Source organism: Nonlabens sp. Asnod3-A02, assembly GCF_045063755.1.
Classification (GTDB): domain Bacteria; phylum Bacteroidota; class Bacteroidia; order Flavobacteriales; family Flavobacteriaceae; genus Nonlabens; species Nonlabens xylanidelens.
Genome location: NZ_JBEFOC010000007.1, coordinates 357,695 through 381,741, shown reverse-complemented (window position 1 = coordinate 381,741; position 24,047 = coordinate 357,695). Strand labels below are relative to the sequence as shown.

General features: G+C 34.3%; 27 protein-coding genes. 15 read left to right on the top strand and 12 right to left on the bottom strand.

What is annotated here, in order from left to right; genetic code table 11:
* Together ACJJVN_RS05045 and ACJJVN_RS05040 are read right to left on the bottom strand one after the other, a co-directional pair.
* Positions 1-1,044: an o-succinylbenzoate synthase gene (locus tag ACJJVN_RS05045; RefSeq protein WP_405377342.1), complete on the bottom strand. Its 1,044-nt coding sequence runs from the start codon at positions 1,042-1,044 to the stop codon at positions 1-3.
* Positions 1,045-1,258: 214 nt separating this feature from the next.
* Entirely contained in the window at positions 1,259-1,708 is a 450-nt protein-coding gene (locus ACJJVN_RS05040) for a DUF4442 domain-containing protein (RefSeq protein WP_405377341.1), read from the bottom strand.
* 309 nt (positions 1,709-2,017) lie between these two features.
* On the opposite strand from ACJJVN_RS05040, the gene ACJJVN_RS05035 reads away from it, so the two are divergent.
* From ACJJVN_RS05035 to ACJJVN_RS05020, 4 genes are all read left to right on the top strand, one after another.
* Complete coding sequence (locus ACJJVN_RS05035; RefSeq protein WP_104515430.1) at positions 2,018-2,518, top strand: DUF4870 domain-containing protein; 501 nt, start codon at positions 2,018-2,020, stop codon at positions 2,516-2,518.
* 1 nt (position 2,519) lies between these two features.
* Positions 2,520-2,861: a PadR family transcriptional regulator gene (locus ACJJVN_RS05030; RefSeq protein WP_104515431.1), complete on the top strand. Its 342-nt coding sequence runs from the start codon at positions 2,520-2,522 to the stop codon at positions 2,859-2,861.
* Positions 2,858-4,633: a PspC domain-containing protein gene (locus tag ACJJVN_RS05025; RefSeq protein ID WP_405377340.1), complete on the top strand. Its 1,776-nt coding sequence runs from the start codon at positions 2,858-2,860 to the stop codon at positions 4,631-4,633. Before ACJJVN_RS05030 ends, ACJJVN_RS05025 begins: the two co-directional genes overlap by 4 nt.
* Positions 4,634-4,745: 112 nt before the next feature.
* Complete coding sequence (locus ACJJVN_RS05020) at positions 4,746-5,570, top strand: GIN domain-containing protein (protein WP_405369486.1); 825 nt, start codon at positions 4,746-4,748, stop codon at positions 5,568-5,570.
* Between the two features lie 79 nt (positions 5,571-5,649).
* On the opposite strand, the gene trxB is transcribed toward ACJJVN_RS05020, so the two are convergent.
* On the bottom strand, positions 5,650-6,636 hold the full coding sequence (gene trxB / locus ACJJVN_RS05015) for a thioredoxin-disulfide reductase (RefSeq protein ID WP_405377339.1): 987 nt from the start codon (positions 6,634-6,636) through the stop codon (positions 5,650-5,652).
* Between the two features lie 153 nt (positions 6,637-6,789).
* Between trxB and ACJJVN_RS05010 the strand changes: the two genes are divergently transcribed.
* From ACJJVN_RS05010 to ACJJVN_RS04995, 4 genes are read left to right on the top strand one after another with little or no spacing between them, the layout of a single operon-like run.
* Entirely contained in the window at positions 6,790-7,338 is a 549-nt protein-coding gene (locus tag ACJJVN_RS05010; RefSeq protein ID WP_405377338.1) for a cupin domain-containing protein, read from the top strand.
* A 58-nt stretch (positions 7,339-7,396) separates the two neighbouring features.
* Positions 7,397-8,929 (top strand): Na+/H+ antiporter NhaC family protein, encoded by a 1,533-nt coding sequence (locus tag ACJJVN_RS05005; RefSeq protein WP_405377337.1) that lies wholly within the window; start codon positions 7,397-7,399, stop codon positions 8,927-8,929.
* A 54-nt stretch (positions 8,930-8,983) separates the two neighbouring features.
* Positions 8,984-9,859: an MBL fold metallo-hydrolase gene (locus ACJJVN_RS05000; RefSeq protein ID WP_405377336.1), complete on the top strand. Its 876-nt coding sequence runs from the start codon at positions 8,984-8,986 to the stop codon at positions 9,857-9,859.
* A gap of 9 nt (positions 9,860-9,868) precedes the next feature.
* A complete protein-coding gene (locus ACJJVN_RS04995; protein WP_405369490.1) occupies positions 9,869-10,780 on the top strand; it encodes a patatin family protein in 912 nt (303 codons plus the stop codon).
* A 123-nt stretch (positions 10,781-10,903) separates the two neighbouring features.
* On the opposite strand, the gene ACJJVN_RS04990 is transcribed toward ACJJVN_RS04995, so the two are convergent.
* The gene (locus ACJJVN_RS04990; protein ID WP_405377335.1) at positions 10,904-11,758 is read right to left on the bottom strand and encodes a hypothetical protein; all 855 of its coding nucleotides are present in this window, start codon (positions 11,756-11,758) and stop codon (positions 10,904-10,906) included.
* A gap of 232 nt (positions 11,759-11,990) precedes the next feature.
* Here ACJJVN_RS04990 and ACJJVN_RS04985 point away from each other — a divergent pair, with 232 nt between their 5' ends.
* The 3 genes from ACJJVN_RS04985 (at position 11,991) to ACJJVN_RS04975 (ending at position 13,236) form a co-directional block, all read left to right on the top strand.
* On the top strand, positions 11,991-12,626 hold the full coding sequence (locus ACJJVN_RS04985; RefSeq protein WP_104515440.1) for a peroxiredoxin: 636 nt from the start codon (positions 11,991-11,993) through the stop codon (positions 12,624-12,626).
* Between the two features lie 69 nt (positions 12,627-12,695).
* Positions 12,696-13,007, top strand: coding sequence for a co-chaperone YbbN (locus ACJJVN_RS04980; protein WP_394340830.1), 312 nt, complete (start codon positions 12,696-12,698; stop codon positions 13,005-13,007).
* The gene (locus tag ACJJVN_RS04975; protein ID WP_104515441.1) at positions 12,988-13,236 is read left to right on the top strand and encodes a DUF6952 family protein; all 249 of its coding nucleotides are present in this window, start codon (positions 12,988-12,990) and stop codon (positions 13,234-13,236) included. The genes ACJJVN_RS04980 and ACJJVN_RS04975 overlap by 20 nt, the downstream gene beginning before the upstream one ends.
* Before the next feature lie 71 nt (positions 13,237-13,307).
* Here the strand turns inward: ACJJVN_RS04975 and ACJJVN_RS04970 are convergent, their stop codons facing one another.
* A complete protein-coding gene (locus tag ACJJVN_RS04970; RefSeq protein WP_245890663.1) occupies positions 13,308-13,865 on the bottom strand; it encodes a hypothetical protein in 558 nt (185 codons plus the stop codon).
* A 100-nt stretch (positions 13,866-13,965) separates the two neighbouring features.
* Between ACJJVN_RS04970 and ACJJVN_RS04965 the strand changes: the two genes are divergently transcribed.
* Complete coding sequence (locus ACJJVN_RS04965; RefSeq protein WP_104515442.1) at positions 13,966-14,676, top strand: DUF4197 domain-containing protein; 711 nt, start codon at positions 13,966-13,968, stop codon at positions 14,674-14,676.
* 275 nt (positions 14,677-14,951) lie between these two features.
* On the top strand, positions 14,952-15,146 hold the full coding sequence (locus ACJJVN_RS04960; RefSeq protein ID WP_405377334.1) for a Lacal_2735 family protein: 195 nt from the start codon (positions 14,952-14,954) through the stop codon (positions 15,144-15,146).
* 155 nt (positions 15,147-15,301) lie between these two features.
* Here ACJJVN_RS04960 and ACJJVN_RS04955 read toward each other — a convergent pair whose 3' ends face one another.
* The 6 genes from ACJJVN_RS04955 to ACJJVN_RS04930 are packed head-to-tail and all read right to left on the bottom strand — an operon-like array spanning position 15,302 to position 21,730.
* Complete coding sequence (locus ACJJVN_RS04955; RefSeq protein WP_405377333.1) at positions 15,302-16,609, bottom strand: DUF58 domain-containing protein; 1,308 nt, start codon at positions 16,607-16,609, stop codon at positions 15,302-15,304.
* Positions 16,610-16,635: 26 nt separating this feature from the next.
* Positions 16,636-17,796 (bottom strand): AAA family ATPase, encoded by a 1,161-nt coding sequence (locus ACJJVN_RS04950; RefSeq protein ID WP_405369495.1) that lies wholly within the window; start codon positions 17,794-17,796, stop codon positions 16,636-16,638.
* 3 nt (positions 17,797-17,799) lie between these two features.
* Positions 17,800-19,089, bottom strand: a complete 1,290-nt coding sequence (locus ACJJVN_RS04945; RefSeq protein WP_405377332.1) for a DUF4350 domain-containing protein — start codon at positions 19,087-19,089, stop codon at positions 17,800-17,802.
* On the bottom strand, positions 19,089-19,859 hold the full coding sequence (locus ACJJVN_RS04940; protein WP_405377331.1) for a DUF4129 domain-containing protein: 771 nt from the start codon (positions 19,857-19,859) through the stop codon (positions 19,089-19,091). The genes ACJJVN_RS04945 and ACJJVN_RS04940 overlap by 1 nt, the downstream gene beginning before the upstream one ends.
* Complete coding sequence (locus ACJJVN_RS04935) at positions 19,849-20,781, bottom strand: hypothetical protein (RefSeq protein WP_405377330.1); 933 nt, start codon at positions 20,779-20,781, stop codon at positions 19,849-19,851. Before ACJJVN_RS04935 ends, ACJJVN_RS04940 begins: the two co-directional genes overlap by 11 nt.
* Positions 20,759-21,730 (bottom strand): stage II sporulation protein M, encoded by a 972-nt coding sequence (locus tag ACJJVN_RS04930; protein ID WP_104515448.1) that lies wholly within the window; start codon positions 21,728-21,730, stop codon positions 20,759-20,761. The genes ACJJVN_RS04935 and ACJJVN_RS04930 overlap by 23 nt, the downstream gene beginning before the upstream one ends.
* Before the next feature lie 38 nt (positions 21,731-21,768).
* Between ACJJVN_RS04930 and ACJJVN_RS04925 the strand changes: the two genes are divergently transcribed.
* Positions 21,769-22,491 carry an RDD family protein gene (locus ACJJVN_RS04925; protein ID WP_104515449.1) on the top strand — a complete coding sequence of 241 codons (723 nt, stop codon included), beginning with the start codon at positions 21,769-21,771 and terminating at the stop codon, positions 22,489-22,491.
* On the top strand, positions 22,488-23,114 hold the full coding sequence (locus ACJJVN_RS04920) for a trimeric intracellular cation channel family protein (RefSeq protein WP_405377329.1): 627 nt from the start codon (positions 22,488-22,490) through the stop codon (positions 23,112-23,114). Before ACJJVN_RS04925 ends, ACJJVN_RS04920 begins: the two co-directional genes overlap by 4 nt.
* Positions 23,115-23,171: 57 nt before the next feature.
* On the opposite strand, the gene ACJJVN_RS04915 is transcribed toward ACJJVN_RS04920, so the two are convergent.
* Positions 23,172-24,047 (bottom strand): rhomboid family intramembrane serine protease, encoded by an 876-nt coding sequence (locus tag ACJJVN_RS04915; RefSeq protein WP_405377328.1) that lies wholly within the window; start codon positions 24,045-24,047, stop codon positions 23,172-23,174.

Below are 24,047 nucleotides of genomic sequence, written 5' to 3'. Positions count from 1 at the left end.
TTAAAACTTTATTTTATTAGTATCCCAATTGCCCGATGTGTTACACCACAACTGTCCATTTTTAATCTCTAGTGGCGCCTCGATATTATTAGTATATAGAGAACCTGTACCTAGACCTTGTGGCATTTTATTACCTAGCGTATACGTAAATTGTGCTATAGCATTAAGACCTATGTTAGATTCTAGTGCACTAGTAATCCACCAGTCTATATTTCTTTCTGTAGCGAGATTTATCCATTCTCTACTACTTTGAAAACCACCTACTAGAGCAGGTTTTAAGATAATGTATTGCGGTTTAATAACATCTAGACAGGCTATCTTTTCTTCTATATTATAAAGACCTATTAATTCTTCATCTAGCGCAATATCTAGCGGTGTTTGCTCACACAGTCTTGCCATATCATCCCATTGGCCTTGTTTAATAGGCTGCTCGATGCTGTGTACATCGTACTTTGCAATTTCTTCTAGTTTACCCAATGCATTTTGAGGTGTAAAAGCTCCATTTGCATCAACTCTTATAGTAATCTCGCTTTCGCGAAAGCGAGAACGTATCAATTTTAATAGACTCATTTCCGCTTCAAAATCGATAGCACCTATCTTCATTTTAATGCAATCAAATCCAGCTGTTAGTTTTTCTTCTAACTGTTGCATCATAAAATCTTGGTTTCCCATCCACACGAGCCCGTTGATAGAAATAGCATCTTGTCCTCCTGTAAACATAGACGGAAACAATGTAAAGGGATCGCTGGATTGCAAGGACCTCATCGCCATTTCATAACCGAATAAAATAGAAGGCCATTTTTTTAAAGTCTCCATCATCTCTACCGGTGATAAATTAATATGATCACAAGTCCATTGCAGTTGTTTTTCAAATTCTGGTCTGTCATCTATAGAAAGACCAGAAAACATATTCACCTCTCCTACTCCTTGTTTATTACCGTTATCGATAATAAGAAACCAAGTGTTTTTGGTTTTTAAAATACCACGAGAAGTTCCTGCCGGTTGTTTAAATTCTAAAACGTATTTCTGGAAATGTGCTTTCATGAAGTAAAAATAGAGAATAGAACCATTAAGGTAGGTATAAGTATGAAAACTTTACTAACTCCGAGAAATTTCCAGCAGATCCCAGATAAATTTGGAACTGACTATTTCTTTAAATCAACTAGACTCAAGCCAAATTTTCTGGGATGGTCAGAGTGAATAAACTACATGAGACAGCGCACAAATCAACCTGTCTACTGCTCACTGAGACTATAAACTACTTTCTCTTCACGGTCCACTCAAATTGGAATTCACTCACTTGTACGCCGTCTTCATTTACACCTTGAGACGTTATCCATACCGTCTGTCCCTCGCCAGTTGCGACAGTTTTTTCTATCGCCTCTTTAATAGCAAGTCCATCGTGACATTTAAAGGTAATGCGGCCGGTAGCTTTTTTAGTAAAAGTCGCTTTATTATTTGCAACTAGCATAGAAACTCGTGCATCGCTTTTTTGAATATAAGACATGACCAGCGCGCCTGTAGAAAGTTCGGCAGCCATGGCTTGTACAGCAAAATACATACTTTTAAATGGATTCTGATTGAACCATTTATGCTTTACGGTTACCGTACAGTTCTCTGCATCTATTTCTTTACACCTCACACCACTCCACCAGCAACTAGGTAATTTTAAAAATGTAAAGGCATTAATTTTCTTGGGCGTGATCATAAGATGGTGTTTAAATCGTGTTCGGGAATTTAATAATTAAATCGCTTTTTCAAGTTAAAAACCGAATTCTATTTAATTTTTTTTGTATGCAATGAATAAGAAATCACTTCAAACCAACTAAATATTTAAAAAACAAAAACGAATTTTAAAAAATAAATTAAGATTATAAAAACTCTGAAAAGCCTTGTAATCATTACGCTTTCGCGAAAGCGGAACTTTAAAAATCAATAGGTTACAAAAAATATATGGTACTTTGTATTGCATAATACTATCTTTTAACCATATATTTGCATAAGAAAATAATAGGCTATGGAATCAACGAACCAAAACAACCACAATAATATTGCTACCGGAATTCATTTATTGACATTCGGTAAATGGCTTTTCCCCTTAGGTAATTTTATTCTACCCATTCTTTTATGGATGATAAATTCTAAGAAATCTGATTTTATCGATAGACATGGTAAACAGGCCATCAACTTTCAAATAAGTATCACACTTTATACTATCGTACTGGCTTTTATAGGTGGCGGTATTATAATAGGATCTATGATTTCTGGCGGCCCTAGTTTATGGGAAGCAATGAATCATGGTCATGATTTTCCATTTTGGGATGATATGGGAATTTTTAGCACCGTAATAGCTAGTGGATTTATATGCGGTACTTTAATATTAATACTGGCAGTAATAGATCTAGTATGTACGATTAAAGCTGCTATAAAAGCGCATGATGGTCATGATTACAATTATCCTTTAACGATTAACTTCATACCTCATCATACTGAGGTAGAAGTACCTAATAATAACTAATATGAAGATAGAAAACACAAAAGCGCAAATGCGTAAAGGCGTACTGGAGTACTGCATTCTATCCATCTTAAAAGAAGATGACGCCTACGTGGCTGAGATTCTAGGAACTTTAAAAGATGCTAAAATGCTGGTGGTAGAAGGAACTATTTATCCATTACTCACGAGACTTAAAAATGCTGGATTGCTTAATTATCGCTGGGAAGAAAGCACCAGTGGACCACCACGTAAGTATTACGGACTTACTGAAACTGGTAAAATTTTCCTTACAGAACTGACCACAACCTGGGACGATCTTAAAAATGCAGTTAACCTAGTGACCATACCTAAAACTAAAAAATCATGAACAAGACCATCAATATAAACCTAGCTGGGCTGTTCTTCCATATAGACGAAGATGCCTATCAAAGACTGCAACGTTATGTGGCAGCGGTACGTAAATCATTTGCCGGTACTAGCGGCGCAGACGAGATAATGAGCGATATAGAATCGCGTATTGCCGAGCTTTTTCTAGAAAAAAGAGCTAATGAACAACAAGTGATCTCTATAAACCATGTAGAAGAGGTGATTAACATCATGGGACAACCTGAAGACTATGAGGTTGATGAAGAAATATTTGAAGAGCAAACTTCCAGAAGTAAATTCAGAACTCCTGGTAAAAACAAACAACTTTTTAGAGATACACAAAACGGTTATGTAGGTGGTGTTTCTGGCGGTATGGCTTATTTTCTAGGAATAGATGCAATTTGGGTGCGTGTCATCTTAGTAATAGCTGTCATAATAAGCTGGGGTTGGGTAATACCCTTATATATTTTGCTGTGGATTCTAGTACCAGATGCTGTGACGACTAACCAGCGTCTTACCATGATGGGCAAAGAAGTAAACATTACTAATATAGAAGAGAATTTTAAGCAGGGTTTTGAGCCCGTGGTCGATGGGCAGACTGACGCCGACCACCATATTGTAGGTCAAAAAGGTAAACGTGGTTCTATTAAATTCTTCGGTTTTTTGGGGAAATTAATCAAAGGCTTTTTTAAAGCTCTAGTTAAAATTATAGGGCTTATAGTTTTCTTAAGTGCTACTACTGCTCTTATAGGTCTTGTTGTTTCTTTAATTACGGCTAGCTTTATTGATGTAGATGGACAGAATTTAATTCACTTCTTTGATGTCGTGATACCCAACCATCAGGCTTCATGGATTTTATTAACGGCTATTATTTTTGCTGTCGGTATTCCTTTACTAGTACTCGCTATTTTAGGTCTTAAATTATTAGTAAATAATTTGAAATCTATCGGTATGCCAGCAAAAATCATTCTTGTGGTGCTGTGGATCATTTCTGTAATTGTACTTAGTGTTTCTGTTGCCAGAATAGCTGCGACACAAGCTTATGACGGTAATGTAATAGAAGTTCAAGAATTTTCTATCGATAAAGAAAAGGTGTTTGAATTGCAGTTATTGAAAGACGGTAATCTAGGAGACCAGACTTATGTAACTAGCAATGGTTTAAAAGTTGTTGATTATAATGGAGAAAAAGCCGTTCGAAAAAATAACGTTTATATAGCATTTGCAACGAGTAGAGATAGTCTAGCACGAGTGAGTGTTAATTTTAAGGCCAAAGGAGACTCTTTTGACACCGCAAAATTAAATGCAGAATCACTGGTCTATGATTATGAGATTACAGATTCTTCCTTTACTGCTCCTAGTTACTTGATTGTTCCTAAAGGTTCGGGCGTGTTCGGTCAACGAGTGAATGTAACCATCTATTTACCTAAAGGAACTAAAGTTAAGTTTAATAATAGCTTTAAAGACCGTTATGATTCCTGGATGACTGACGAAGCTTTAAGAATAGAAAAACGCTATGACGGTTCTTATGAGTATGAGATAAGTGATGGAAAAACAATATGTCTAGAATGTCCTAAAGATGGTAGTTTTAGATCTAGACACAATAATTCAAATGAAAACGACGCTCTAGATACTAATAGAATTATCGATTCTACAACTACCACAGATGGAAAATGGAAATATGAAGATGACGATGTAGAAAACGATGACAAAATTACAGTGACAACCAAACTAGATCTAGGCGGTATAACTATGGAGACCACAGATACTTATTAGATTATAATTTTCAGTTGACGTTCTACCCTTGTGATTGAGATGTAGAACTCTTAGCCGCTCCAATTCATGTTGGAGCGGTTTTTGTTTTACCTTTACCAAATAAATTAATACAATGAAAAAATTACTACTATTTGTGTTTGCATTAAGCACTACTATAATGAGTGCTCAAGATCTTATTAAGGTAAAAGGAAACCGTGAGGTTACTACCGAGATAAGCCCTATCGATCCCTTTGAGACCTTAGAGATTAATGGTGATTATGAAATAGAAATTATTCCTGGAGCTTCTCCTCAAGTAGAGATCACGACAGATTCTAATCTACACCAGTATCTTGCTGCAAGAGTTATAGATGGTAAACTTGTGGTTACTACTACGGCTAAAATACGCTCTAAGAAAGAGATGAAATTCAGAATTATTTACGGTCCAGAATTAAATAAAATCACTGTAACTGATGACGCACAACTATCGTCTGTAACTAGTCTTCTTTTTGAAGATCTAGAATTGAACATAGAAAAAGATGCCGAAGTTTATTTAACCGCAACTGTAGAAAGATTAACTCTTAATGCAGAGCGTAGTACAGAGGCAGAATTAAACCTTACTGGTAAAAGAGCTGTTGTAAATCTAGACAACAACACGACTGTAAAAGCACTAATTAAATATGACGACCTAGAGTTAAACATGAAAGATCGTGCAGATGCAACCATAGAAGGTGATATTAAAACTGGTTATATACAGTTAAAGAGTAAAAGTAACTTTAAAGGAGAAAATTTAATCTTTAATAAATTAGATCTAAATATCACTGATAACGCAGACGCTGTTATTAATGTAAAAAACCAATTGAATCTTGAGTCTAGTGGAGATGCTAAAGTAGAGTTGCACAACTCTCCTAAAATCGATTTAAATAAATTTGCTGGTAAGTCTGTTCTTAGTAGAGAATAAAGATTCTTATTAAAATTAAAAATCCCCATTGAAACTAAAGTTTCAATGGGGATTTTTTTTTGCTTTATTGCAAGTCGATTTACTCTACGTAGTAATCACCAGCTTTAACCTCATCTACTACACCTACTTCAGCAAGGTAACGCTCTGCATCTAGTGCAGCCATACATCCTGTACCAGCAGCTGTAATAGCCTGTCTGTATATTTTATCTTGTACATCTCCAGATGCAAATACACCAGGCATGTTAGTCTTTGTAGAACCTGGAATAGTTTTTAAATAACCATCTTCACCCATGTCTAGCTGCCCTTTAAAGATATCAGTATTAGGTTTGTGCCCTATCGCGATAAAAATACCAGTGATAGCTATCTCGTGCTTTTCTTGAGTTTGATTATTTACAATACGTAAACCTTCTACTACCGTATCACCTAGAACTTCATCCACTTCAGAATTATAAAGTACCGTAATATTCTCTAAACTATTTACTCTATGTTGCATAGCTTTAGATGCGCGCATATGATCTTTACGCACTAGCATCGTTACACTCTTACAAATGTTTGCAAGGTAAGAAGCCTCTTCTGCAGCCGTATCACCAGCACCTACTATCGCAACATCTTGATTTCTATAAAAGAAACCATCACATACTGCACATGCACTTACACCACCACCACGTAATCTTTGCTCACTCTCTAAGCCTAAATATTTTGCCGTTGCACCGGTAGAAATAATTACCGTATTTGCTTCTATTTTAGTTTTACCATCTACAACAGCTGTGTGAATACCACCTTCTTCTGTAGCAAAATTCACCTCAGTAATCATCCCGATACGTACTTGTGTACCAAAACGCTCTGCTTGTTTCTGTAAATCTACCATCATTGACGGTCCATCTATTCCTTCTGGATAACCAGGGAAATTATCAACCTCAGTAGTTGTAGTAAGCTGTCCACCAGGCTCCATACCTGTATAAACTACAGGTTTCATATCTGCACGAGCGGCATATATAGCTGCAGTATATCCTGCAGGTCCTGAACCTATGATCAAACATTTTATTCTTTCTATCTTCTCTGACATAATTGTAAACTTTGAAATACAAATGTAATAGGATGCCGTCTCAATACCTTGAATTAATGATCACTATTTGTTATCAATTTATTAAGGATATACATGGTTGCTACTTTTTTGATAACACAAATGAATAGAATTTTTAGGTAGTACCTTTGACCTATGCCACAAGTATATTTAAATCCTGTTACCAAAGAGAAAGCTACCATACTCAAAACTAGTGCACAAACTAACGGCGCTTACACGCTTATAGAGGTAGAACTACAACCTGGTGGCGGTAATCCTATTCATTTTCACGAGCAATTTACGGAGGATTTTTATCCGATAAAAGGTACATTGGGTGTTCATTATTTAGGAAAGGAAATTTTATTAAAACCTAATGAAAATTTTAAAGTCCCTTTATTAGATGCACATCGATTTTACAATCCTACTGATGAAATTATCGTGTTTAGAGCTCGATTAGAACCAGGACAGCCCAATTTTGAAAATTTTATGGCAGTTCTTTTTGGACTAGTCAGCGATGGTAAAACCTTTGGTAAGAACCAGATGCCTTACAATCCTTTTCACGCTATTTTATTACTCCACTGGGGTGATACTCAGGTAGATCATTTTCTATTTAGATGGATAAAACCACTGCTGTCTGTTATGGTTACGCTTTCGCGAAAGCTAGGATATGAAAAACATCTTCTCAAAAAATATAAAACGGTTTAAAATACAGTTTGCAACTCGTTTCACAAAATCGTAACATTACAGTTCATCAATTACCCTTATGGAAAGTCAAAATATCAACCAAGAAGACGAAAAAATCATTGAAAACAGAGAACTAAGTATTTGGGAAGCCTTAATTCCTGTATTTGCTCTAGTTGCGATGCTAGCGATAAATGTATACATTTTTGGTGATGACTCTTTAAGTGGTTCTAACCAATTTGTACTTCTATTAGGAGCAACTGTTGCTGGTATAGTGGGCTATTTTAATAAAGTGACTTATAAATCTATGGTAGAAGAAGTGGCTCAAAACCTTAAATCTACTACAGGTGCTATCTTGATTTTATTAATGGTAGGTGCTCTAGCCGGTACCTGGTTATTAAGCGGTATTATCCCAACGATGATTTATTACGGTCTAGATATCTTAAACCCTTCTATATTTTTAGCTGCTTGTGTTATTATATGTGCTGTTATCTCTGTTGCTACAGGAAGTAGCTGGACCACTAGTGCTACAGTAGGTATTGCGTTAATAGGTATAGCTGGTGCTCTAGATATAAGCGCAGGTATGACTGCTGGTGCTGTTTTAAGTGGTGCTTACTTTGGTGATAAATTAAGCCCATTAAGTGACACGACTAACCTTGCTCCTGCTATGGCTGGTACTGATTTATTTACTCATATTAAATACATGACCATTACTACTGTGCCTACTATTGTAATTACCCTTTTGGTTTTCATAATTATAGGTTTTAGTATAGACACTACAGGTGTAGCAGATGTTTCGCAATATCAAACAGCCATAGACGCTACTTTTAATACCAGCCCTATTCTATTTATTGTACCAGTGGTAGTTATTGCTATGATTGTTAAAAAAGTATCTCCATTAATAGCTTTATTGATAGGTACTTTATTAGCTGGTGGGTTTGCTTTAATATTTCAACCAGAATTAGTGCATGCTATATCTGGACTAGAAGAATACAATGCTAGTGCTATGTACAAAGGCGTTATGAATGCCATCACTGTAAAAACAGTTGTTGTGCCAGTTACTGATAACCCAGAGATTGCAGAAAAACTCGCTGGACTTTTTGAAGGAAAAGGAATGGAATCTATGCTAGGGACTATATGGTTAATAATCTGTGCGATGGTCTTTGGTGGTATTATGGATGCAATAGGTGCTTTATCTCGTATAAGTCGTGCGTTACTTAACTTATTTGATTCTGTATTTGGGCTTTTTGCAAGTACGGTTGTGAGTTGTCTTGCTATTAATGTAACGGCAAGTGATCAATACCTAGCTCTAGTAGTACCTGGTAAAATGTATGCTAAGGCGTATAAAGAAAAAGGACTGGCTCCAGAAAATTTATCTAGAACGCTAGAAGATTCTGGTACAGTAACTAGCGCATTAATTCCATGGAATACTTGTGGTGCATATCAAAGTACTACACTAGGTGTAGATGTAAAAGATTACTTTATCTATGCGATCTTCAACTGGTTATCTCCTTTTATGACTTTAATATTTGCTGCTTTTAGAATTAAAATAAAACAACTTGCAGCACCTAAACCTACCATGAGTACGCTAGGTGAAGAGCCATCAGAATTTTAAATGTTGATTCTTTTGTGATCTCTATAGTATAAATTCACTGCCAAATAAACAAAAATGAAAAGATTACTTTTTGCTATAAGCCTATTCACTGTATTAGGTACTAGCGCACAGAATAGATTTGACAAAGTAGAAATTAAAACACATGAAGTAACCGACAATGTGTATATGCTAGAAGGTGCTGGTGGTAACATCTTAATTCAAGTTCTTGAAAAAGAAGTGGTCATGATAGACTCTCAATTTGCACCATTAAGTGACAAATTAATGACTGCCATTAAAAAAATCACAGAAAAACCTATCTCTTTTCTTATCAATACCCACCACCATGGAGACCATACCGGTGGAAATGAAAATTTCAATTCAGATCAAGTAACTGTTATTGCACATGAAAATGTATTGAAGAGATTACAAGCCAGTGATAAAAACGAAGGCTTTTTACCAGAAAAGACCATTGAAGAAGAATATGAATTAGTGCTAGATGATCACAATAACATGATTATTCACGTACATAACGCACATACAGACGGTGATAGCTTTGTCTATTTATTGAATAACAATGTTGTGCATATGGGTGATGTGATGTTTAACGGTGGTTATCCATTTATCGATCTTAAATCTGGCGGTTCTATTACCGGTTATATAGCTGCACAAAAGCAAGTATTAACAACTATCAATAAAGACACTAAAGTAGTACCTGGTCACGGACCATTAGGTGATTATCAAGATGTAGAAAGATCTATTGCTATGTTAGACGATTTAAGAACACAAATCAGTGAAGCCATAGCTTCTGGAAAATCTCGCGAAGAAGTAGAAAAAGATGCAACCATCACTGAGAAATATGAAAAGGCAGGTTATGGAAATGGTTTTATCAATTCGCTGAAAATAAGAACTACCATCTACGATAGTTTATTACTAGAAGCAAACAAAGAATAACACCTATTTATGAGGGCATTAGTAATATCTGGTGGTGGTAGTAAAGGTGCCTTCGGTGGTGGCGTGGCTCAATACCTTAAAGAAGAGTTAGGCTATGAGTATGATTTATACATAGGTACGTCTACTGGTAGTTTATTGATTTCACATCTTGCTCTCGATAAAATAGAGAAAATTAAAGAGATTTATACCAGTGTTAATCAATCTTCTATATTTAATAGACGCCCTTTTTTAGTCAAGAAAGATAAATTTGGTCAGGATCAAATAAGCATCAATCACTGGAATGTTTTAAAAAATTTCTATCGAGGTTCAAAAACATTTGGTGAGAGTAAAAACCTGAGAAAACTCATAAAGAAAACACTTTCTATAGATGAGTTCAACGAATTAAAACAAAGTGCCAAAGATGTAGTCGTTACGGTATCCAATATTTCTTTAAATGAAACCGAGTATAAATCTATTAACGATTTTGACTACGAAGACTTTATAGACTGGATATGGATCTCTTGTAATTACATCCCTTTTATGAGTCTTGTTAGAAAAAACGGCTGCGAGTATGCCGACGGTGGTTTTGGTAGCATGGTGCCTATTAAAGAAGCTATAGATCGTGGTGCTACAGAGGTAGATGTAATCATTCTAGAAACTGAAGTGGCTTATTACAACAACTTACCATCTAAGAACGTATTCTCCTTACTCTCCAACCTACACGGTTTTATGATGGACCGCATAGAAAAGCAAAACATAACCATAGGTAAATATGTAGCAAATAAAAATGATGCTATAATCAACTTATACTACACTCCTACTGTACTGACTACCAACTCACTCATCTTTAAAAAACAAAAAATGAAACAATGGTGGGAAAGCGGTTATCAATATGCCGCGAGTAAAAATGTGGAGTTGAATGAGATTAAGCCTGAGGAATAAGGATTGATGATTTGATAGGAAAAAGCCTATCTAAGTGATAATAGATCGTAAATTATCCTATGAATGTTAAAACAAGTTTAATATTACAATGGTTGAACTAAAAACGAAATTCATAAATCACAATCACTCATAACTAAAAAGCTGTAATTTTATTCTAGGTATATATTCAGATTTGCTTGTACTAATAAATGGTTTTCGAAATTCATAAAACATAAGAAATGCTGAATTCAAATCTTTATTCTTATTTACTTTATTTTGGGAAATATTCAAAGATCCATTTACACATTGTAATCCATACATGATATATCCTTCTTCTGGAATTTTTATTTCTAATTCTGATAAATCCACATCTAGCCAGCCTCTACCTCTAAAATCAACTACATGACTTGTATTGTCATTGACTAGTTGAGTCATTTTCTCAAAATTAGAATCTAAAGAATGATATATGAGCACTTTAAACTGGGCTTCATAACTTTTTGTGGAGATAAAAAGACCTGCACCTCTAAAATGAAATTTTATTTGATCGACATTCATTCCCGAGCTCAAACTATCAATTTGGAAACTTAGAACACTAATCTGATCGTTACCTAAAGTATGAGGAATAGTCTTCCCCTTAACTGGCCCGATTTCTGTGTAATACTTTTTAGAGTTTAAAACGATCTCATCTAACTCTGATTCAGTTTTAAACGGCAATGGTTTTGAAAAATTAAAATCCTTATTTAAAATTTGCTTTTTAAACTTATGATGAACAATAATTGAATCCGCTTTGGAAAATAATTTTACTGGAATACATATTTCACCAGTGTCGTTATCATAAAGGACAATGGTTTTTGACTTATCATAAATTTTAATATAAAAATCCTTAATCATTTCACCTTCCTGAAAAGAAACCATTGAGAATTTATCACAAGCCTCTTGTGCATAACAAACACTTGAAAACATCACAACAAAAAACAATAAAACTGACTTAAACATCATACGCTTTACCTTGAAGAGGGAAGATACTTGATTAGAATAAATTTTTAAGTAATTATAGAAGTTAAAATAACTTAGGATTACCAGCTATCATATTACCTTATTCAAATCTGTTATTTTAATAGTCAAAATCTATTATTATATTTATTAATGAGATGGAAATTATTCCGCTTTCGCGAAAGCGGACACTACATTTGCACCTTGAAAAAACAGACTAATTTTTAAATATTAAATCATGGCTATAGTAGGCAAACAATTTCCAAATCTAGATGTGGATGCAATGAATGAAATGGGAGATACATTCAAATTAAATGTATTTGAAGAGGCTAAGAATAAAGGTAAGAAAGTACTTTTATTTTGGTACCCAAAGGATTTCACTTTTGTATGTCCAACAGAATTACACGCTTTTCAAGAAGCGCTAGGTGAATTTGAAAAAAGAAACACTATCGTAATAGGTGCTTCTTGTGATACTCCAGAGGTGCATTTTGCATGGTTAAACACTCCTAAGGATAATGGTGGTATAGAAGGTGTTACTTATGACATTCTTGCAGATTCTAACCGTAATCTTTCTGGTACTCTAGATATTCTAGATGTAGAGGTAGAATACAATGAAGAGATCGATGATAGCGTTCTTGTAGGTGATAATGTTACTTATAGAGCTACTTACCTTATCGATGAAGAAGGTACTGTATTTCATGAAGGTGTTAACCACATGCCAGTAGGTAGAAATGTAAACGAATTCTTAAGAATGATAGACGCATATACTCACGTACAGAAAAATGGTGAGGTATGTCCTGCAAACTGGGAAGAAGGTAAAGATGCTATGGGTGCAAACCGTAACGCTACTGCTGAGTACCTTTCTAAAAACTAATTAGAAGTCACTTATTAATGGAGAAAGTAGACTTTGATCTACTTTCTCCATTCTTTTAAAAAAATTATTATGCAAACATTAGATCAAGATAATCTACAGGAAATCGTTGCTGGAAATGATACTGTAGTAGTACAATATATGGCGTCATGGTGCGGTAACTGCCGTGTGATGAAACCGAAGTTTAAAAAACTAGCTGGTGAGAATGAGAATACTGTCTTCATTCTAGCTGATGCTGAAAAGTTTCCTGAATCTCGTAAAATGGCTACGGTAGATAACTTACCTACGTTTGCTACTTTTAAAAATGGGACTTTTGTAAACCAGGTACAGACTAATAAATTTGAGAACCTTAAAGACTTAGTAAATGAAGTTACCAGTAATTAGACACCTGCAAAAAAATACTACTCCAGAGGCGCTTGAAGCTACTCTAGAAGTATTAGAAAGTTTTTCTGAACACAGATCTGTTACTGAAGAAGAAATGGATGTGGTAGGAGAATTAATCACAAACATATGTGGTGCTCTTGAAGTACATAACAATGTTGCTCAAGGCATGAGTGGTGTGGAAGCTGCAAATGCTTTTGCACAAAAAGTAATGGGTTCTATAGATAAGTAAAACCCTTTCTTAGAAATTAAAAAAGCAGGAATATCTCAGATAGATGATTCCTGCTTTTTTAGTTTATAGTTTTACTGAAAAGAGGTTTTGGCAGGTCGCGTGTCGCCTAGCCTCATGTAGGTTGCGGTAACTGTACCATCTTTATCACCTATTTGATCTTCTAGCAACATGGTGTTACTGGAATATCCTTGAGCAAGAATTAAATCTGCATTGGCATCATTTCCTAATATAGTTTTCTTACTTACTTTATTAGTAATTAATAGAATGGTAAAAAAAGAGCTGCCTCTTCTTATAGTAAAATAATTGTCTTTGGGTGTGCCTTTTAAAGTCATCGTATCGATGAGTCTGCCGAATTGATAAAGCTCTGCCGTGATGGTTTTATCTTCTCTGTACTCTATATAGACTTGATTACCTTCTAGTACATCATGTGACTTTTTAGGAAAATGTAGGCAGAGGTCATTCCACAGACTATTTTCCTGATCATCTGGGATTTTATTTTCATATAATCCGGTAAGCATGGTTTTAGTAAGAACTACAGGTTCTGATTCTACTCTATTGGCTAGACTTTGTGTAGTGTAACAACTCGTTAAAAGAAACGAGGCGACTAGCAGCGTTAAAAAATGTTTCATAAGATTGGTTTAGTTAATTTATCAAATTTTATACCATGATCAAACTATTGTTAATTCTTGCAGTCATAGTTTTAATATATCTTTGAACAAAATTAAACTCATGAAAAAAATTGCCTTTATTCTAGTTGCCATGATCACATTAAGTAGCTGTGGTAGCTTACAAGAAATCGTAAATAACTTACCACAAGGTACTGGTAGCGTACTATCACAAGCTGACATAGGTAACGGACTAAGACAGGCTCTAGATCAAGGTATAGATAAGGAGGTATCAAAATTAATGGGTACTGATGGTTTTTATAAAAATGATCTAGTTAAGATTTTATTACCAGAAGAACTTCAAAAAGTAGATGATGGTCTTAGAAAAATAGGTCTAAGCAGTGTTGCAGACGAAGGTCTTAAATTATTAAACCGCGCTGCCGAAGATGCTACAAAAGAGGCTTTACCTATTTTTGTAAACGCTGTTAAGGACATTACTTTTAATGATGCAAAAGATATTCTTTTAGGTGACCAAAGAGCTGCCACTGCATATCTAGAAGGTAGAACACAAGAAGAACTTTATACTAAGTTCTCTCCAGTTATTCAAAATAGTCTTGGTAAAGTAGGTGCTACAGATTTATGGAGCAATGCTATTACTAAATATAACACGATTCCTTTTACTAATAGTGTTAACCCAGATCTAACTGATTATGTTACTCAAAAAGCACTAGAAGGTGTTTTTAAGGTAATTGCTCAGGAAGAAATACAAATACGTGAGAACGTAAGTTCAAGAAGCACAGACCTATTAGTAAAAGTTTTTGCTTTACAGGATTAATTAATCATTTTTTCACGCAACCTATTTGCGTTTTAAGAGTCTTATAAATGTCCATATGGACATATTTAAGGGGTAAAAGCTATGGATGTTTACATTCATAGCTTTTTGTTTTTAAAGACAACTACGTATCAATGCTCTTCAAAAACCAATCTGTGTTATAAAAAAGCAACTAACTTCTTTAATATTACTTTAACCTAAGTCATCTGAAACTTAACAATTTACTAGAATAAAATAATTGGAGACTCTCTTAATTTTGTACTCTAGAAAAGTATGAAATGGAAAAAGATATCAAATCTTATGAAAGCAAGTTAAAGGAGCTGCGTAGGTTAGAAAAACGATACAGCTGTTTAATGAAGCAAGCTTTTGAGGCTGGTGTAAATGATAGAGCTTATAGTGATAAGTTAAATCAAATAGCCTTGAAGATAAAACAACAAATAATGTTACTGCGCTCTAATTTACAAACGCATTAATAAACTGTACTTTTAAAAAATATAAGAATGCTAAATCTAGTTATAAGATTTAAGCATTTTTTTATGCTCCAACATTTCTTGATCAATGCCAATAATACTTTAGACACATCTAAGAGATAATTAGTCGTTTTTATTAACTTACAGCTTACTAAATTTTATAAAAGTCCACGAGCTTTAATCTCTAGGTATTTATTTATGGTATTTACCGTCAGGTTTTGAGGTTCGGTAAGTATGGTTTGAATACCATATTTATTAAGTTCATTAACGATTAAACGCTTTTCATAGATAAACTTCTCGGCAATGGTTTGTTGATAAATCTCATGTGTGGTGGTAGCAGGCTTTTTAACCAACTCTTTTAATTCTGTATTATCAAAAAATATAACCACTAATAAATGATTCTTTGCAATAGCTTGTAAGTATGGAAGCTGCCTGTGCAACGCATCCATAGTTTCAAAATTAGTATATAAAAGCAATAAACTACGTTGCGTTATCGTACGTTTGATATCTATGTAGAGTCTACCAAAATCACTTTCCTTAAAATCGGTATCTAGATTGTACAGCGTCTCTAGAATTAGATTCATTTGAGAGGCTCTTTTTTGCGCCATTACCTGATTAGATAATTTATCTGAAAAACTAAACATACCAGCCTTATCGCCTTTTTTTAAGGCAATATTTGAAATAACTAGCGTAGCATTAATTGCATAATCGACTAGTTTTAATTCTTCAAAAGGCATTTTCATTACACGACCTTTATCTATAACAGAATAAACCGGCTGTGACTTTTCATCCTGAAATTGATTGATCATTAACTGGTTGCGTTTTGCACTAGCCTTCCAGTTGATATTGCGTACATCGTCTCCTTGAACATAATCTTTAATTTGTTCAAATTCCATGGTATGCCCTATTCTTCTTATTTTTTTAAGTCCAAAGTCTTTAAGCTTGTTAGTAAATGCCATTAATTCATACTTGCGCAACTGCAAGAATGATGGATAATTAGGCACCATAGCATCTTGATTAAAAGAAAATTTGCGCTGTGCTAGACCTAATGGACTACCTACAAATACCTGTAAGCCACCATAATGATACTCACCTCTTTCTGTAGGACGCACGGTATAAGAAAACGTCTTAGACTTACCTGCATCTACCTCATCTACAATTCTAAAATCACGCTCTTGAAATTGAACAGGTAACTCATCAATAATATTAAGAAATATCTTAGAGTTGTATTGATTTGTTATTAAAATCTCTACAGGATTCTTATCTCCATTAGATAACTTATCTGGTAAAACACGGCTTGCTTTTATAGCATCTCTGGTTCTATATAGTAATAAGATATCTATTAAAAGCAACCCTATTATTACAAATAAACCTATTTTAAGGTAATCTATTAATCGTTCAAAAAAGAACGCAAACACAAATAGCACCACTAGAATACCTAGTGCTATAAAGAAGCGTTTTTGCAAATAGAGGCTTTTAAAAAATTTCTTCACTATCTAGGGATCTCTATGTTTTCTAATATTTGTGCCACAGCTCTATCTGCTGTTAAGCCTTCCATTTCTCTCTCTGGGGTTAATATAATTCTATGACGCATTACCGCAGTAGCGATATACTTAATATCATCTGGCGTTACAAAATCACGTCCCATGATTGCTGCATATGCTTTAGAACCATTCATAATCGCAATAGATGCACGAGGTGATGCTCCTAGATATAAATTAGGATTATTGCGCGTGTCTAATATAATCTTTGCGATGTACTTTATAAGGTTATCTTCTATGACGATCTCCTTTACTGTTTTTTGATATTTTTCAATTTCGCTTGCAGACAGTATACCATTTACAGAAGATTCTGCATTTACATTTTTACGTGCGTGATGGTCAGTTAAAATCTGTATTTCTTCTTCTAGATTAGGATAACCTACATTAATCTTAAATAAGAAACGGTCTAATTGTGCTTCTGGCAGTCTATAAGTACCTTCTTGTTCTACAGGGTTTTGTGTTGCAAATACTAGAAACGGTGCGTTGAGCTGGTATTCTTTACCATCTATAGTCACCTGACGCTCTGCCATTGCTTCAAATAATGCTGCTTGTGTTTTTGCAGGTGCTCTGTTAATCTCATCAATTAATATGATGTTAGAAAAAATAGGACCAGGTTTAAATTCAAACTCATTGTTTTTCATAGAAAAAACTGAAGTTCCTAAAATATCTGATGGCATTAAATCTGGCGTAAATTGTATACGCGAGAATTCTACTTGCATGGTTTTTGCAAGCAACTTTGCTGTTACCGTTTTTGCAACACCAGGAACACCTTCTATTAAAGAATGACCGTTTGCAAGAATAGACACGATTAATAAATCGATCATTTCTTCTTGTCCCACGATTACTTTGCGCAATTCTGTTTTGATTTTATAAACCGCCGCACTTAGATGATTTAAGTCCAGTCTGTTTTTAAATTGTAATGACGTTGCTGGATCTTCTATTTGAGGCTCTTGTGGATCTGGAATAGATGGTGGTTGTTCCGCTTTCGCGAAAGCGTTACCATCATTAACTTCTTCACCCTTATGAACATATTGCTCTTGCGCAGGCTGCTGTGGTTGCTGGCTAGGGTTATTATCTTGAGGAATCTGTGAGTGGTTATTAGTATCTTCCATTTCTTAATCTTTAAAAAAGGCGTCTATCCTTTTATTGAGTTGTTTTAATTCATGCTCACTGTGCACTGGTTTACTGCGCAAGTGATTTATGTATTCTATAATTTCTTGAGTCTGGTCCTGTGAAACACCTGCTTTTACTGCTAGTCGTTTTATAAAAACATCATCCAGTTGTTGAGTGTTTACAAAGTATTTAGTTCTTAATTTTTCTAAGAAAAAATTGATTTTCTTGTTAATAATACCAGATACATCACCACTTTGATAATATAAATTACCTATAGTTTTAGTAAACTCTACGGTACTGTTTGCAAGTGGTTTAACGACTGGTATAGCACGCTGTTCTCTTTTTGCTTTAAATATAAAATATAATAAAATAGTCCCTAGTGTAATATACCACGCCCATTTTAAAGCGCCATTAGTGAGTATAAATCGCATAGGAGATGCTACAACTCTCCTACCAGACTTTCCATAATCATCAAAGTAAACTGGTCCATCATTAAGGTAAGAAAACATCTCAGTAACATACTGCTTTTTACCTTCTTCTAGCATGTAATAATTAGTGAATGCTATAGGATTAAGGTGGTAATAGATAGCACCATCACCTACTTTAAGTTCTATAAAATTAGCCTGCGGCACCTGTCTAGATTTAGATTTTTCAATGGCTTTTTCTATAATAGTTTTGGTAGAATCTGCCTGATCACCAAAGTCTTCTCCTAGGATATTTTTAAGATATCCTTTTACCGGTTCAAAAGGTAAAACCTCTCCTAGAACCGTTGTTCTCGTGGTATCATAACTTGTAAAATGACGGTAACTGCTCCCTTTTTGATAGATATAACTGCGGTTCTCAAATACAGGATTATTTAAACGCACCCTTACCGTATCCTGCTCATAATAGCTATAAAAACGATTAGAATCTACTTTAAGAGAGTCTCCTAATGCACCGGTAACACTTTCTGTAGAAACAAAAACTTTATTACCACGCTCTGCAAATTCCATTAAATATCTCAGCTCTGTTCTATCAAAACCTAAGTAATTATTGATAAAGATATAATTAGCATTTTCTACGTCTTCATGCTCTTTTAAAAAAGAGACAGGATCTATTTTAATGCTTTCTACATCATCTTCAAATAAATCGTCTAGTTGATCATAAAGTATGTAAGCACCAAAGGGTATTTTATCCCCACTGGTGTAACTCTCTTCCCAACTTAAGGGTTGCGGCGTTATTAATTCTAAGAATAATAAAATAGCTACAACACCGAATATGATATAGAGGTATATTTTTGATTTCTTATCCATTAGGCAGCTCTATTTTTGAGTGATTGGAACTCGGTTACTGCTTGTTTGTAGGTCTCTTCGTCAATAGGAAACTCTCCATACCAAACATGATCGTATAGGTAAGATACTTTTTTAAAGTTTTCTCTAGTTTCTGGATTTTTAAGTTCGTGTTGGTAATCAGAATTGGTTTTTTGAAAATCCCAATCGATTAACTTTTTTGCACTCAGGCTTTTTAAAAGTGATAGGTATTGATAACGTATCGCGTTTCTATAACTACCTTCTCGCTCGCTATTTTCTATTAGTGTAGCAAAATCTATTTCTTCAATATGAGTATCTGCTATTTCTACATTACTCGATTTCTTTGCTGTTTTACCAAATAATTTTGAAGCGCTCTCATTACCTACTAATCTTACTATCATAAAAATAACCGCAGCACCTATGATAAAATAAAATAGATAGGTAAGGATTTTTATGGTTAATGGTGATAGTTGAAAACCAAAAACTCTTTGTAATCCATCCATCATCCAACTGAAGAATCTTGCAAATAAGTTCTGACTCGTTGCCGTGGTGCGTTCATAATAGAACTCGCCACCAGAATATTCTTCTTTAAGATCTTTATCGATCTTACGTACCGTTAATTCTCGAGTGTCGTATTTTCTATTTAATGTATCTACTATCTCTACAGGCTGTTCTTCAATATCTTGAATCACATTTTCTAGTATCTGGGCATTTCCTACATAAGAGAAAAGAATCCAAAAGCATATATGTAATAGATAGGTTTTACTCCTCATCTCTAACTCCTAATTTTGCAATACGATTCTTTAAAAACACATTATACTTCGTCTCATGGAGGTTAAAATATAAATACCCCATGACTAACATGATAAGAAAAAAGGTTAACGAACCAAGGATACTATTTATAGCATAAAAGAAAAACTCTACCGCTTTGATAAAGATATTGCTTTCTAGTTCCACATTATCCTCGGCACTGTTATAACCATAAAAGGCAACTATTAAAACAGGTAACAATTGAAAAAGTGTAGATGCTAAATAAATAAGAATAGAAGTCACAAAAGAAACACCTACCGCTTTCCAGAATTTAGAAAAAAGCATTTCCCAACCTTTACCTAGTGCAGCAACGGCATCCATGTGCTCATCATAAGCAAATGCAAACATGCTCAATCCTACCCAAGTAGCATATGCAATAAGAATAAGTAACATTACAAAGATTCCTAAAATAGGTATAATAGCTGCGATAACACCTACTATCATAACTGGTATAACCGCAATACCACCTATTAAAACAATTAAGAACATTCCTCCTAATTTCTTTTTGGCAAAATGGAATACCTCTTTATAATTAGGATTTCCTTCTCTATCTCTTTCATAGAGTCTTAAATATACACCAGCTAGAGATGCGTTTAATAAGATAACTATAATATTAATTACTATACCTATACCGCTAGCTATATAACTGGTTTCTAAAGAGCCATCCATAGCCTGGTCCATATAGGTACCATTTGCAAGTGCAACAACACTAGATAGTCCTGAATCTGCGATATAATTAGTAACAAATAGAATAATTATAAAAATAAAATTATAGGCAAGAAATACCTTAAATAAATTTTTATGATCGCCTTTTAAAAAATCAAAATAGGCAGTTATAACACCACCAAAGTCCCTACGTAATCTAGGCTCTATATAATTGTTCATGTCTCTTTTTTACTATTCTAGGATAAATTCCATAATACCATATAATTAATGCAGCACTTCCTAGTACTATAATCCAGTTTAATAGCGCTGGCATAAATGCATACCTGGTAATAAATCCTTCTATAAAACCTGCAAGTATAAATAAAGGTATGGTACTCACCATAACTTTTAAACCTGCTTTGGCACTTTTTATAAAAGAATATTTACGTTGATACGTTCCAGGAAATAAAATACCGTTACCTAATATAATTCCTGCAGCACCACATACTACTATTATAGAAAGCTCTACCGTACCGTGTAACATGATAACACGCCATGCTTCTATGGTGACACCTTCTCTATAAAACATGGTGAAAAATGCTCCTACCATAATACCATTATTAAAAATAATATATAACGAGCCTATAGAGGTAAGTAGACCGAAAGCAAAACACATCATACCTACTCTTATATTATTGATCGTAATACCTAGAAACATACCTCCTTGCCCACTATCTTGATATATAGCAGTAGGATTACCATTTGCTATATTTTCAAGTGTCATGTTTACATAGTAATCACCTAGTATTAACCTAACAAAGCTGTCGTCATACAAAGTGCTTATGGTACCTATAAATATCGCTACAAAAAATGCAAGGATGGCATAAAGAAATTCTTTTTGATATCCCGAGAAAAATAATGGAAAGTCGGTTTTAAAGAATTCTACTATACTGTTTTTACTTTCCTTTTTATTGACATAAATTTTTTGATGTGCCTGACTAGCAAGAGAGTTTAAATACTTTAATGTATTAGAATTCTCATAATAAGTCTGTGCATAAGACAGGTCGTTAGTAAGATGAATATATAAATCAGATAGGTGATCTGGATTAATTTTCACATTAGCGTCCAGTGCTCTTTCAAAAGCTATCCATTTTTCCTTATTTTGCTTCACAAAAGCAGCTTCACGCATGGGCTATTTTTTTTATAAAGATATAAACTTACAACTGTATGTCAAATACTGCAATTAACACAGCACAAAATGTAAACATAGAATATGAATTTGCCGGTGTTGGTAAACGCATGTTAGCCTTCTTATTAGACTTAGTTATATTTGCTATATACCTGATTACCATGTCTCTTACTATATATAGAGCGGTAGGATTATTTGACGATAATAATACTTTAGGAATTCAAGAACTTTCTATGCTTCCTATTTTTTGCTACTCACTATTAATGCATCTTATCTTTAATGGACGTACGGTAGGTAAATTTATTATGGGTATTAAAGTGGTAAGAGAAGACGGATCACCTGCTCGTTTATCAGATTATTTAGTGCGATGGATATTCAGATTAGTAGATATTGTAATCTTTTTTGGTACCGTAGGTGTAGTTTCTATTCTATTTTCAGAAAAAAAACAACGCTTAGGTGATCTAGCTGCAAAAACCATAGTCATTAACACTAAGAAAAGCACAAAAATATCGCATACCATTCTAGAAGATCTAGACCCTAATTATCAGACTCAATTTCAAAATGCTTATCTATTAACAGATGCAGATGTTAATGAGATAAAAGATATTTACCGCCTTGCTGGAGAAAGTCGTGATTATATGACTCTAAGAGAATTGCGTATAAAAGTAGAATCTCTTTTAAATATCAATTCAGATTTGAGAGATGGAGTCTTCATACGCACTGTGCTCAAAGACTACACTTACCTAACTCAAGGACGATGAATTTTATAGAAATTATTGATTTTCTAGGGATTATTGCCTTTGCCATTTCTGGTGCACTCGCAGCTTTTTCTAAAAAACTAGATCCATTTGGGATAGTCATCATAGCCTTTGTCACAGCCGCTGGCGGTGGTACTTTAAGAGATGTTCTTATAGGAGTACAACCCATCTCGTGGATGCGTAACATGAACTTGATCTACACCATACTAGCTTGTGTGGTCATCACTTTTATCTTCAGGGCCCAACTAGCAAAACTGCGTAAAACTCTCTTTTTATTTGACGCTATCGGTATAGGTCTATATACGGTAGTAGGTCTAGAAATGGGACTGGCCGCTGGTTTACACCCATTAATCTGTATTATTATAGGGTGTATCACTGCTTGTTTTGGTGGTGTGCTCAGAGATATTTTGATTAATGAAATTCCCGTTATTTTCAGGAAGAATATCTATGCTACCGCTTGTATTATAGGCGGTATGGTATACTTTATACTTTTAAAGTTCAACTTACCTAACAATATTGTTTTTACAGCATCTGCAGTGACGGTAATATTAACACGTGTACTTGCCGTGGTCTTTAAAATAAAACTACCATCGCCTTACTTTAAAAATGAAATTATAAATAAGTGATTTCATTATTCCGCTTTCGCGAAAGCGGAACCAACTATCCAACTATAAAGAAATAAACTAGTCTTTTCCTGCTTTAAACAAGTAATCTTTTTCTGCTTTTGATAAAGATTCATAACCACTCGCCGAAATTTTATCAAGAATAGCATCTACCTTTTTCTGATCTGTAGATTTTACTGTACTAGCTGTTTTTGAAGATGCTGTTTTCCCTTTATAAACTGTTTTCATTTTTGCTTTACGCTCTGACTTAGGTTTCTTAACGCTAGGCTTAAAAAGGTTTGTAAAAAAGTCTCCTATTCTAGCAAAACTCTCCAAAATATCGTCTCCTTCTTTCATACGTACAGCAGCAAAATAACCTACTGCAGCACCAGCTAGATGTGCAAGGCTACCGCCTGTATTTATTTGTAACGCAACCATTACTATATTAGTTGCAAGAAAGAAATATGCAAAGTATTTCAACTTAATATTTACAAATATCAATCGATACTCTGACTCTGGAAAATAAGCACATGCAAAGAAAATCAATGCAAAAACACCAGCACTTGCACCTATTAAACCAGGAGATCTAAAAAAAGTAGGAAGTAAACCAGATGCTAGTATAAAAGATAACGCACCAGCTAGAACACCTAAAAAAAATAAGGTTAAAAACTGTCTTCCTTTAAAAATATTTAAAATGTACCTACCAGCTATATAGGTACCCAAAGCGTTACCTATAAAATGCCATAAATCATCATGTATTAAACCATAAGTAATCCAGCTCCACGGCTGCAATAACGCAGGCAAAAAGCCACTTGGTAAAACAAATTGTAAATAAGCAGGTGAATAAGTAAAGTATAAAATCCACCCTAAAATAGAGGTCAAAAATAAAACGGTAATCAACTTACCACTTATATCAAAAATGGCATATTTTGCTTTAAACTGATCCCAAACATTCAT